Origin of the sequence: Proteiniphilum sp. UBA5463 (assembly GCF_002427225.1) — a bacterium.
GTDB lineage: Bacteria > Bacteroidota > Bacteroidia > Bacteroidales > Dysgonomonadaceae > Proteiniphilum > Proteiniphilum propionicum.
In genome coordinates this window covers 12,572-24,865 of the sequence record NZ_DIQL01000053.1, presented here as the reverse complement: position 1 = coordinate 24,865, position 12,294 = coordinate 12,572, and the positions used below count along the sequence as shown (strand labels likewise).

At 43.8% G+C, this 12,294-nt stretch carries 9 protein-coding genes; all 9 read left to right on the top strand.

The features are described 5' to 3' along the window. The first annotated feature begins 97 nt into the window (after positions 1-97). A complete protein-coding gene (locus B3B27_RS08965; protein WP_286845535.1) occupies positions 98-1,684 on the top strand; it encodes a metallophosphoesterase family protein in 1,587 nt (528 codons plus the stop codon). Between the two features lie 201 nt (positions 1,685-1,885). After that, a complete protein-coding gene (gene purH, locus B3B27_RS08960) occupies positions 1,886-3,409 on the top strand; it encodes a bifunctional phosphoribosylaminoimidazolecarboxamide formyltransferase/IMP cyclohydrolase (protein WP_286844585.1) in 1,524 nt (507 codons plus the stop codon). 50 nt (positions 3,410-3,459) lie between these two features. Further along, positions 3,460-4,485 (top strand): rod shape-determining protein, encoded by a 1,026-nt coding sequence (locus B3B27_RS08955; protein ID WP_238865765.1) that lies wholly within the window; start codon positions 3,460-3,462, stop codon positions 4,483-4,485. A gap of 62 nt (positions 4,486-4,547) precedes the next feature. Next, positions 4,548-5,396, top strand: a complete 849-nt coding sequence (mreC, locus tag B3B27_RS08950; RefSeq protein ID WP_238865767.1) for a rod shape-determining protein MreC — start codon at positions 4,548-4,550, stop codon at positions 5,394-5,396. 113 nt (positions 5,397-5,509) lie between these two features. Then, on the top strand, positions 5,510-6,028 hold the full coding sequence (mreD, locus tag B3B27_RS08945; RefSeq protein WP_286847304.1) for a rod shape-determining protein MreD: 519 nt from the start codon (positions 5,510-5,512) through the stop codon (positions 6,026-6,028). Beyond that, the gene (gene mrdA / locus B3B27_RS08940; RefSeq protein WP_238869444.1) at positions 6,012-7,895 is read left to right on the top strand and encodes a penicillin-binding protein 2; all 1,884 of its coding nucleotides are present in this window, start codon (positions 6,012-6,014) and stop codon (positions 7,893-7,895) included. Before mreD ends, mrdA begins: the two co-directional genes overlap by 17 nt. Positions 7,896-7,907: 12 nt before the next feature. Then, positions 7,908-9,368 carry a rod shape-determining protein RodA gene (gene rodA, locus B3B27_RS08935; protein WP_238865771.1) on the top strand — a complete coding sequence of 487 codons (1,461 nt, stop codon included), beginning with the start codon at positions 7,908-7,910 and terminating at the stop codon, positions 9,366-9,368. Between the two features lie 549 nt (positions 9,369-9,917). After that, on the top strand, positions 9,918-10,697 hold the full coding sequence (locus B3B27_RS08930) for an SDR family NAD(P)-dependent oxidoreductase (protein ID WP_286847302.1): 780 nt from the start codon (positions 9,918-9,920) through the stop codon (positions 10,695-10,697). A gap of 24 nt (positions 10,698-10,721) precedes the next feature. Beyond that, complete coding sequence (locus B3B27_RS08925; RefSeq protein ID WP_286847300.1) at positions 10,722-12,152, top strand: hypothetical protein; 1,431 nt, start codon at positions 10,722-10,724, stop codon at positions 12,150-12,152. Positions 12,153-12,294: the final 142 nt, after the last annotated feature.

The following is a 12,294-nucleotide window of genomic DNA, read 5'->3' as shown; positions in this document are numbered from 1 at the left end:
TACTAATCAGCTTAACCAGGGAGGCCTGTACCGGTATAATATTTTGTAAATCATTAGCCTGAGACAAGGTGTCAATTCAGTTAAAATAAAAAATTACATGATAAGATCACGCTATGATCAGATACGCAGTATTTTTTTCATAAATGTTGTTACATTACTCCTTTTTGCATTCAACACTCCTTTAATCGCACAAAAAGTAAGAATTGGAGTTATTTCCGACCTGCACTACAGCCATCCGTCACTGATTGTTGAAAGGGGAAAAGCTCTGGATGACTATCTCAACGGAGACAGGAAAATGATTCTTGAGAGTGATGCCATACTTAAGCAGGCTGTGCAATATCTTCTGTCAGAAAACCCCGATATTGTTCTTATACCGGGAGATTTGACAAAGGATGGGGAACTGGCAAGCCACCTCGGGGTGGCAGAGCTGCTCAGTCCCTTACGTGAAAAAGGGATAAAGGTGCTGGTCGTTCCAGGAAATCATGATATAAACAACCCCAACGCTGTAAGTTTTCGTGGCGATACAGTCAGCAAGGAAGCGACAATCTCGGCTGATGATTTTGCAGCAATTTATAAAGATTATGGTTACGGCAGAGCTGTCAGTCGCGATGAGCACTCTTTGAGCTACGTAAGTGAGCCGGTAAATGGATTAAGAGTTTTGTGCATTGACGCATGCAGGTACTACGACAACAGATTCATTGCCAAAGGTGATGAAGACGACTACTGTATTACTCACGGCGCCATTAAGCCCGAAACTATGGCATGGCTGCGTACCGAGATGCAGGTCGCACAATTACTTGGTAAGCAGGTGCTTGTAATGATACATCACAACGTTGTGGAACACTTTGCACATCAGGGATACTTTGCTGCGCCCTATATGGTGGATAACTTCAAAGATGTGCAGAAGAAATTTATTGAATATGGAATAAACATATTGTTCACGGGACACTTTCACTCATCAGATATTTCAATGGTTGAAAGTCCCGACGGCAACATTTTGTACGAAGTGGAAACCGGATCTGTAGTTACATATCCTTGTCCCTACAGGATTGTAGAGAAGAATGGGGACTCGCTTCATATTGAAACAAAACATATTGAAGGGATTAACTATCCTCTTCCCGATGGAACAGATTTTAAGTCTCATGCCCTTATGTCGGTTGAGCGCGGGCTCAGAGAGGTGTTAACCGGGTTTGTAAACGAATATCACCACTCTTTTGCCGGTTATCTGCCGGGGTGGACAAGATCATTCATTACCATCCCCGATGCAACGGCATTGACCGGTATGATAATGTCTAACCTGTCTGAACCGGGGATTGAGATGATTCTTGCACATTACTGCGGCAACGAAGATCAGCTGGAAGATGCAGCAGAGAAGGAGGAGGAAATGCTTAACGGGCTTAATGATTTTATATCTGCTTTTGCAAAGGAATCGGCTGGCAGACTCGCCGGAATAACGGAGAGGTTTATTCAACGCTCACAGGTTGTAAGAAATGCAAAAGAGACCATCTCAAGTATCTGGAACGATAATGTTGAAGGCCAAAACGGGGAAAGGCAAAATTACAAATACGGAAAAGCTGATGACCTTCAGCTGACAATAAAACTTAAACCCGCGACCGAAGGCCTTACAAAAGAATATTCACCCTGCTCTTCTTCAGATAATATTTTCAAGAATAAAAAGAGATAACTCTGCAGCTTATTCCGGCAGGTCCAAAAAGAAATAAAAGGACTGCAAATAAGTTTTTCCTGCATTGAGACTAGAGTGAATCCCGAGGGAGCCCTATTTTCTCATATTTTCACAAAACTAATGTCTCAAATCTCGGGAAAGAGAGAGAGATTTTATTACCTTTGTACTCATTTCAAAAATAACGTGTCAATAAGGCAGAAAATGTCAAAAACAATTCAAACAGCTCTCATCTCTGTATATCATAAAGAGGGATTGGAAGAGATACTTCAGCAACTAAACAATTTACGGATCAAGTTTATATCAACCGGCGGAACGCAGGAATTTATCCAATCATTGGGTTATGAATGTAAAACTGTGGAAGATGTAAGCGGATACCCCTCTATACTGGGCGGAAGAGTAAAAACCCTGCATCCTAAAATTTTTGGAGGCATACTCTACCGGCGCGATAATGAATCAGACAGGAAACAGGTGAAATCTTATGACATACCTTCAATCGACCTGGTGATAGTTGACCTCTATCCATTCAAGGAAACGGTTGCAGCGGGAGGCTCTGAGGAAGAGATAATTGAGAAGATCGATATAGGAGGAATCTCACTTATACGCGGTGCAGCAAAAAACTACAAGGACGTTCTCATCGTAGCATCAAAACATCAATATAAACCGCTGCTTAACCTGCTGAAAGAGAAAAATGGAGTTACAGATTGTGAAGACCGGCGGCGGTTTGCTGGAGAAGCATTCAAAGTATCTTCAGAATACGATTCGGCAATTTTTAACTATTTCGACAGAGGGAACCACTCTGCGCTGCGTATAACCCAAGACGATGCAATGCAGCTCCGTTACGGGGAAAACCCGCATCAGCAGGGATATTTTTATGGCGACTTTGATGAGATCTTCGAACAGTTGCATGGCAAGGAGATATCATATAACAATCTACTCGATATAGATGCTGCTATCTCCCTGATTTCCGATTTCAACGAAACTGCATTAGCCATACTTAAACATAATAATGCCTGCGGTATGGCTTGCCGGCCAACCGTAAAGGAGGCATGGAAGGCAGCTTTGGCTGCCGACCCGGTTTCCGCTTTTGGAGGTGTTGTAGTGACCAACAGGCAGGTCGATAAAGAGGCTGCGGAAGCTATCAATGAGATATTCTTTGAAGTTATCATAGCACCTGGATATGATAAAGATGCACTGGATATTTTGTTTCAAAAGAAAAATCGTATAATTTTGGTGCTTAAATCGGCAGAGAAAGCTGCTCAGAAAATGCAATACCGCTCAGTACTCAATGGGGCGCTGGTGCAGGAAAAAGATACAATTGTGCAGACTGCTGACAATTTGGAGGTGATGACTGAAACGGCTCCTTCCGCAAAAGAGGCTGACGATCTGCTGTTTGCCAATATTCTGGTAAAACATACTAAATCCAACGCTATTGTCCTGGCAAAGGATAAACAGCTTATTGCCAGCGGTACCGGGCAGACATCAAGGGTTGACGCTCTGAAACAGGCTATCGAGAAAGCCGGCACGTTTCATTTCGATCTGCATGGGGCGGTAATGTCAAGCGATGCTTTCTTCCCATTTCCCGACTGTGTGGAGATAGCACACAAGGCTGGTATCACAGCCGTTATCCAGCCCGGAGGATCAATTCGTGATGCAGAGTCAGTGGCATACTGCAATAAAAATGGCATTTCAATGGTCAAGACCGGGATCAGACATTTCAAGCATTAATAAAGAGATTAAACAATACAGCTGCAACCAATAGCTTAAACAGATATATTATGGGTTTATTTTCATTTACACAGGAGCTGGCAATGGATTTGGGAACGGCCAATTCTGTTATTGTGAACAACGCGGGAAAGATTTTACTTGACGAACCCTCCATTGTAGCACTGGATCGCAAAACCGACAAAATGATTGCATTGGGTGAAAAAGCGAGACAGATGCATGGTAAGACACATGAAAATATTCGTACGGTAAGGCCCCTGCGTGACGGAGTAATTGCTGACTTTGACGCTGCTGAACAGATGATAAGGGGTATGATAAAGATGGCAAATAAAAATAAAGGTTGGCTCTTTAATCCCTCGCTTCGGGTGGTTATCTGTATCCCTTCCGGAAGCACAGAGGTGGAGATACGTGCCGTTCGCGACTCGGCCGAACATGCCGGAGGACGCGATGTGTACATGATTTTTGAGCCGATGGCAGCTGCACTGGGTATCGGGCTCGATGTAGAAGCTCCCGAAGGAAACATGATTGTTGATATAGGCGGGGGAACAACCGAGATAGCTGTCATCTCGCTTGGAGGTATAGTTTCCAATAAATCCATAAAGATTGCAGGTGACGATTTTACCGAAGATATACAGGATTATATGGGACGCCAGCACAACATTAAAGTTGGCGACCGCACTGCGGAACAGATCAAGATAAATGTAGGCTCAGTACTTACCGAACTTGATAATCCACCGGAAGATTTTATCGTTCACGGGCCAAACAGAATGACATCACTGCCAATGGATGTGCCTGTCTCCTATCAGGAGGTAGCACACTGCATTGAGAAGTCTGTATCGAAAGTTGACTCAGCCGTTCTCAGTGCACTTGAACAGACTCCCCCGGAACTGTATGCTGATATCGTTCGCAATGGTATCTACCTTACAGGTGGTGGTTCGCTGCTGAGGGGATTGGATAGAAGACTTACCGAAAAAATCGGTATCCAATTCAGGGTGGTGGACGACCCTCTTCACATGGTGGCAAAGGGTACAAGCATTGCGCTGAGGAATATTGATAAATTCTCTTTTTTAATGCGTTAATCCACGATGGACTATAGCTTTAAGCTATTGGACACATATTTATATACAATGGTCTGGTATGCATGCGTAATCTCTTTAACTTCATCATTAAAAATAGTCACCGGCTGGTTGCAATCCTCCTGATTGCATTCAGCTTTTATCTCGTTTTTACGCATAATTCTTACCAGCGGAGTGTATATCTAACCTCTGCCAACAGCATCTCCGGTTGGTGCTTCACCGCTTCTTCAAATCTAACTTCGTTCTTTCATCTAAAAAAGAGCAATCAGCTTTTGCTGGCACGCAACGCGGGGCTGGAGTATGAAATATATACCCTAAAAAGGAATATAAACAGAATGGTGAGTAATGGCCTTACAGAGGTTAACGCTTTCATCAGCGATAGTATAGCTCCGTCTCAGTTTGACTTTATTCCAGCCGAGGTGGTGAACCTCAGCTTTTCGGGGGTCAATAACTTTATTACGCTGAACAAGGGCACCGCACACGGTATCAAACCCGATATGGGTGTTATCTCGCAGAGTGGCGTGGTAGGTGTTGTTTCCAATGTTTCACGGAATTTTTCGGTTGTTATACCTGTCATAAATCCTAAATTCCGCCTTAGTGCAAAAATGAAGAACTCCGAAAATTATGGTTCCATCTCATGGGATGGAAAGAATGTTCGACATGCTCAACTCCGTGAGTTACCCAAACATGAGATTTACCGGGAAGGAGATACAGTGCTGACAAGTTTTTCACGAATATTTCCGAAAAATCTTATCATCGGCTTCGTGAGTAGTATAGGCGAATCGGGAGACGACAACTTCAACGTGTTCAATATTAGGCTGGCAACCAATTTCTATACATTGCAAGATGTGCTTGTAATAAACGATTTGTATCACGAGGAGCAGAAAGCTCTCGAAGAAACATTATTACAATAAGCTATATAAAAACATTTCTGCAATAGCAACTTGACAGATACAACGAGCTGGGGAGTTATCACCGCTCTCAAAGATACATTTTTACAAAAGAACCCTGTATGATTCTATAACTTATGAAAGTTAGGACGATATATGAAATAGTACTGTTTGTTATGCTTATCCTTTTACAGGTTCTCCTGTTGAACAGGATAAGCCTGTTTGGCATAACTACACCGGTTTTATATATTTACTTCCTGTTGAAACTTCCAATGGGCAGAAACAAATTCTTTGTTATTATATCAGGTTTCCTGTTAGGGCTGATTATCGATATTTTTCTTAATACCCCCGGTATAAATGCTGCAGCAACCACCATCGTCGCAGCTTTCAGAAAAAATATCATGGATCTCTTTTTTGAGAAAGAGGAATACGACGAGTTTGTTCCCGGCATCTACACTACTGCAGGGCCTTTCATACGATTTACCGTCTTCATGGTACTCCTGCACCTTTCACTCATCTTCATTATTGAGTCGTTTACACTCTTTAATTTAGCAGGAACGCTGCTTCGGATACTCTCATCATCGGTGGCATCAATACTGCTCATTATTGCTTTGGATAGTTTAATGTTTAGGAAAAGGCCTGGTGAACAATCTTAACCCTCTGTCAAAACGTCGCTATACTATTGCCGCTGTGGTGGTGATAATAGCGCTGATATATCTGGGACAACTGTTCATCCTGCAGTTGCTTAGCCCGAAGTACCGTGAATATGCCGAAAGCAACGCCTTCCTTCGAAGGGAGCTTTATCCTGCCAGGGGAGCCATTTACGATCGAAACGGCAAGTTACTTGTGTACAACAAACCTACATATGATGTGATGATGGTTGTACGTGAAATGAAGCAGTTCGATACTCTTGATTTCTGCAATACGTTGAATATCAATATAGACCGCTTTCATTCTATGGATGCTGAGATGCGAGATCGACGAAAGAACCCCGGATACTCATCATATACACCACAGCTTTTCATGTCGCAGCTCGATTTGGAGGAGTACGGCCTGCTGCAGGAGAAACTGTACAAATTCCCAGGTGTCTATATCCAGAGCCGTACGGAGCGACAATATAACTACCCCAATATGGGACTTATCCTTGGCTATATAGCAGAGGTGGATAAAAATAAAATGGCCGCCGATCCCTATTACGTTAGAGGCGACTATGTAGGGAAGTCGGGAATTGAGCTGTCGCACGAAGAGGATCTGCGGGGCGAAAAGGGTGTGGAGATACTGCTTCGCGATGCACACGGAAGGGTCCAGGGACACTATGAGGGCGGCAAGTACGACAAAGCGGCACGGTCGGGAAAGGACCTTACACTGGCTATTGATCTGGAACTGCAAGCTTACGGTGAGCAGCTGATGCATAACAAAGTGGGCAGTATAGTGATGATTGAGCCCAAAACAGGTGAGGTACTCTGCATGGTTTCGGCACCTACATATGACCCAATTCTCTTGACAGGAAAAAGCTTCAGCGCCAACTACCGGCAGCTGGAAAATAATCCGTTTAAGCCGCTTTTCAACAGAGCCATTGCGGGGACCTACCCGCCGGGTTCAACGTTCAAGCCTACTCAGGGGCTTATCTTTTTGGAAGAGGGTATTATCAACACCGAGACCCGTTATTCATGCTTCGGAGGCTACCCGCCTTTGGGAGGGCGCCCCGGATGTCACGGACATGCCTCGCCTCTGTCTGTCCAGTATGCTCTCACTACCTCCTGCAACTCTTTCTTTTGCTACGGATTGAACGGTATGCTTAGCAACAGGGCGAAATACGCAAACGTACAGTCGGCCTTCGATGTATGGCGCGATCATATGGTGGATATGGGGTTCGGATACCCTCTGGGAATCGATCTGCCTTCGGAAAAGAGAGGATTTATTCCGAACAGCAAATTCTATTCAAAGGTGTTTAAAACAGAACGCTGGAACGCGCACAATATCATCTCTATCGCTATAGGACAGGGTGAGATACTTGCCACGCCATTGCAGATAGCCAATTTCGGAGCAATGATTGCCAACAGAGGCTATTTTTATACACCACACGTAGTAAAGCAACGGAAAGGAGCTGTGCTGGAACCGGCATACACTACCAGGCACGATTCAGGTATAAGCAGGGCACATTTTGAAGTTACGGTAGAGGGGATGGCGGATGCGGTGACCAAAGGTACCTGCAGGGGTATCTACCTTGAACCTCTTGTGGAGGTCTGTGGCAAAACCGGTACAGCTGAAAACCCTCATGGCGACGACCACTCACTCTTCATGGGTTTTGCTCCCAAGGATGATCCTCAGGTAGCAATAGCGGTGGTAGTTGAGAACGGACGATTTGGTGCAACCAACGCTGTACCGGTAGCGAGGTTGATGTTGCAGAAGTTTTTCCGGGGCGAAATTCCCGAAAGCGACAAATGGCTTGAGACATCAATTATTAACCGTGAAATCTTGCCATATGTATATACAAGAAGTCTGCCTTCAGGCAACAGATAACTTTAAAGAAAAATGATCTATAAGGGTAGCAAAGATATAGAGGAAAAGGGGAAAGTGGATAGAATCACTGTCATATTTTACCTTATATTTGTTGTGTTCGGATGGCTCAACATCTACGCTGCCAGTTTCGATCTGGAGAGTGCTACTGCTATGTTCGACCTGTCTACCAGGGCTGGAATGCAGCTTATCTGGATAGGCTCATCGCTGCTACTTGCTTTTGCCCTGCTGAAGATCGACGTGGGCTTTTATGAGACATATGCTTTTGTATTTTATCTCATCGGTATAGGATTGTTGCTGGTTACCCTGCTGGTCGCGCAAGATATTAACGGATCACGCTCTTGGCTTATCATCGGCCCCATACGCCTGCAGCCGGCGGAGTTCATGAAGTTTATCATTGCTCTGTCTCTGGCAAAAGTATTCAATACATACGGCTTCCGTCTTATGGAGCGCAAAAATATTCTGCTGGTGAGCTGCATCATACTGTTGCCGGCGTTATTGGTCGTAGCTCAGAGCGAAACCGGTACTGCTCTGGTATACCTAAGCTTTATACTTGTTTTATACAGGGAGGGGCTTCCGGGAGGATTCCTTTTCATGGGGATAGCTGCCATTGTTTACTTTATTCTTGGAATAAGGTTTTCAGATACCTTTATAGGGGTCATCTCCACGGGGGAATTTGTTACCATCCTTCTTATTATTATATTCTCAGCCGCAATGGTGTGGAATTATATGAAACGGCATAAAGTAGCCTTTATTATTCTGCTCATAGCTGCCTCAACATTTATGGCTGCCTTTATAGTTTCATTTTTTTCTGTGAAAATTGATTGGGGCATTGTTGCCATCATAGCCCTTTCGTTAACTGCCCTTTACCTGCTGCTGCTATTTTTCCGCTACTGGAAGAAGACATATATCTATATTTTTTTCTTTTTGATCGGTTCTTTTGCATTTCTCGAGTCGGCGGAATATGTGTTCTACAATGTGCTTCAGCCGCACCAGCAGATGCGTATAAAAGTCACACTTGGCATGGAGCAGGATCTTAGTGGAGCGGGTTACCACGTGGGACAGTCCAAAATTGCCATCGGGTCGGGAGGACTAATGGGAAAAGGTTATCTTAACGGAACACAAACAAAGCTCAAATATGTACCTGAGCAGGATACCGATTTTATTTTCTGCACAATCGGCGAGGAGCATGGTTTTGTAGGTTCAGCCGTCATCATTTTAATGCTGCTGGCTTTTGTACTTCGTTTGCTCTACCTTGCTGAACGGCAGACAACCATTTTTGGGCGTGTTTATGGTTATGGCGTTACAGGTGTTTTCATATTTCACATCATGGTAAATATCGGCATGGTAATAGGCATTATGCCTGTTATTGGTATTCCATTGCCATTCTTCAGTTATGGCGGTTCGTCACTTTGGGGATTTACCATACTACTCTTTATATTTCTCAGGATCGACAAGTCGCGAAGACGGAATTGAAATAAATGTGGTGTAGCCAAGTTATAATGCTTCGTTAAAACTTCATTTATAATACTGACAGTCAACGATTTATGCTAGATCCTCAAGGAGCGCCATACTCTATTGATATTCAGCGGATTATAAGAACTATTTTAAAAAAATTACCGAAGTGTTGCAAGTTATACTCTAAGTAAAAAAAACTATGCTTTGAGTAAAATAATTCCGGCAACAATGTGTGCCACCACATGCTCGGGGCATAAAAACTGTTCCCGCATTTTTGTGAATTCTTAATAAAACTGACGTACTCCAGTTATAACAATCAGTTATAACCCGTTGTTTTGCTGCCTTATTTTGCCTTTCTTAATACAACTGACGTACTCCGGTTATCACAATCAGAGTACGTCACATCAATTAGAACCCAGTTTAATTAATTATTTCAGAAATACACTGCGGAAGGCTCTTTTTAAGAGTATCTTCCATTACTGCAATGCTTTTGTTTTCATCAAAAATATCCGTATATATGACTTACATGAAAAAAAAAGTTTAATTTTGTTCTAAATAGTTGAGTTCATGAGAAAAACAGCTTTAATTACAGGTGCATCTAAAGGTATCGGGAAAGAGATGGCATTTCTTTTTGCGGAGAAGGATTGTAATATGGTACTAGTTGCCCGAAGCGAAGATAGATTGATGCGGTTGAAAGAGCAGCTGGAGGCTAAGTATGCTGTTTCCGTGTATATTATCGTTAAAGACCTTTCTTTGTCAGGAGCTGCACAGGAGTTATTCAACGAATTGAAAGAGAAAAAGATTGAAGTCGAATATCTGGTTAATAACGCCGGTTTCGGCGACTATGGCGTTTTCTCCGGTACACCCTGGGAGCGCTATGAGAAGATGATCGCTCTCAACGTAACCGCCCTTACGCACCTGACCCACCTTTTCGTGCAGGAGTGGAGAGACAGAAAGAGGGGTAAGATATTGAACGTATCATCAACTGCCGCTTTCCAGCCGGGACCCATGATGGCGGTTTATTTCGCTTCCAAATCGTTTGTTCTCATGCTTTCAGAAGCACTGGAATATGAGCTGAAGAGGGACAACATCACAGTTACCACGCTATGTCCCGGCCCAACCGAAACTAATTTCGGGGATGAGTCTAAGATGCATGCATCTCAATTAGTGAAGAACGTGAAAATTGCCAATCCAAGAGAGGTGGCAGAACTGGGATACAGGGCAATGATGAAAGGTAAATCCGTGGTTATTCATGGTGCTGCAAACAAGATAGCCCCTTTTGGCATTCGTCTCATTCCCCGTAAATGGGTTACCCGCTTATCGGCAAGAGTAATGCAGAGTAAATAAAACACCAATTCAGGCAGCAGAGAAATGAAATATCTAACAGGCATATGGTTTGCGGGACTCTTTACAGCTGCTGCACTTTATTATGTGAGTCATATTTCGCTGCTCCAGCAGCCGGTGGAACATTGTAGCAAACCTCCAACGGGAAACCTTGCCGGGTGGCCAATTACAACTCAAAAATCCATTGACCCGGGTACTGAAGCTGAACCACTTTATGCATTTAAGTACTCTTCGGACTCAATATCTTTATGTTTCAGGCAGGTTGCGGAAGCAACATTAAAACACAAAGCCCTTTGGGACAAGGATATATATGGTCCCATCATGTTTGTCGATCCTGTTACCAGGGAGATCTATACCAACCGGCCCGATGAGGGGCGATCTCTACTGCCCCATGGAAGCATCTATAGGGGCATATTACCAAAAGATGTAATACTTTCCAACACCGATGTCGAGTGGGGTGGCATGCACTGGGCCATGATAATGCTTCCGTTGCCCGAAAACAGGTTCGACCGTATCGATCTTATCACTCATGAACTGTTTCATGTTGCCCAACCCGCCCTCGGTTTTCGCACACGGAGAGAAGAAAATATCCATCTCGATCAAAAAGATGGGAGGTTGTACCTGCGTCTTGAGCTGGCTGCCCTGGAGGCAGCACTCAAATCTGGGAGGATCAACAGGGCTTTGGAGCATCTGCGGAATGCTCTTATTTTCAGAAAGTTCCGCCACACTCTTTACAGAGGCTCCGAGACGTCTGAAAACAACCTGGAGCTGCTCGAAGGGCTTGCTACCTATACAGGGCAGATGATGAGCGGCCGGGACAAATGGCAATGGAGGCAATACCTGATAAACCGGTTGAGCGCGTTCAAAAAGACACCTACTTTCGTGCGGTCGTTCGCCTATGAAACAGTGCCGGTATATGGCTTCTTTCTATATCGGAAAGACAACAACTGGAACAGGCAAGTAGATATGGAGACAAATCTTACAGAGCTGTTTATAGATGCATTTGGTATGGATATGCGCATATTGCTGCAGTCATATGTAAAGCAGGTAGCTGAAGATTACAAAGTAGAGGTTATTGCTGATGAGGAGATGAAAAGAGAGATATCAAACAGCGCTCTTCTTGATACTTACCGGAGGAAATTCTTCGATCAGCCCCATCTTGAGATCAGGCTGGAGAAGATGAACATGTCGTTCAACCCACAAAATCTTATTCCTCTCGATGAGGATGAGGGTACAATATATCCAACCGTTCAGATTAGCGACAACTGGGGCATACTCACCGTGGAAAGGGGAGGAGCTCTCCTGAGAACCGACTGGCGCTGGGTAATTGTGCCTGAGCCGCTTGAGATCACTGAAGACAGTATAAAAGGAGATGGCTGGGTCATTGAACTGAACCGTAATTATCATATCGAAGAAGAACCGGGAGGAGTATATCTCTTGACAAAGAAAAGGCAATAATCCCTAAAATAAAACAATCGGTAATCAACATTTCACAATACATGAATCTGTTGCGAAAGCCATGAATATAAAAAATGATTATTTACAATTTATCAAATATCAACAACAGCTTGGCCCGAATGGAATGAAAGAGACTGTTAGT

Excerpts from the sequence above, each read along its gene's own strand:
- mreC (WP_238865767.1), top strand. The coding sequence starts at position 4,548 with ATGCGTAATCTCTTTAACTTCATCATTAAAAATAGTCACCGGCTGGTT.
- rodA (WP_238865771.1), top strand. The coding sequence starts at position 7,908 with ATGATCTATAAGGGTAGCAAAGATATAGAGGAAAAGGGGAAAGTGGAT.
- purH (WP_286844585.1), top strand. The coding sequence starts at position 1,886 with ATGTCAAAAACAATTCAAACAGCTCTCATCTCTGTATATCATAAAGAG.
- B3B27_RS08930 (WP_286847302.1), top strand. The coding sequence starts at position 9,918 with ATGAGAAAAACAGCTTTAATTACAGGTGCATCTAAAGGTATCGGGAAA.
- B3B27_RS08965 (WP_286845535.1), top strand. The coding sequence starts at position 98 with ATGATAAGATCACGCTATGATCAGATACGCAGTATTTTTTTCATAAAT.
- mreD (WP_286847304.1), top strand. The coding sequence starts at position 5,510 with ATGAAAGTTAGGACGATATATGAAATAGTACTGTTTGTTATGCTTATC.
- B3B27_RS08955 (WP_238865765.1), top strand. The coding sequence starts at position 3,460 with ATGGGTTTATTTTCATTTACACAGGAGCTGGCAATGGATTTGGGAACG.
- B3B27_RS08925 (WP_286847300.1), top strand. The coding sequence starts at position 10,722 with ATGAAATATCTAACAGGCATATGGTTTGCGGGACTCTTTACAGCTGCT.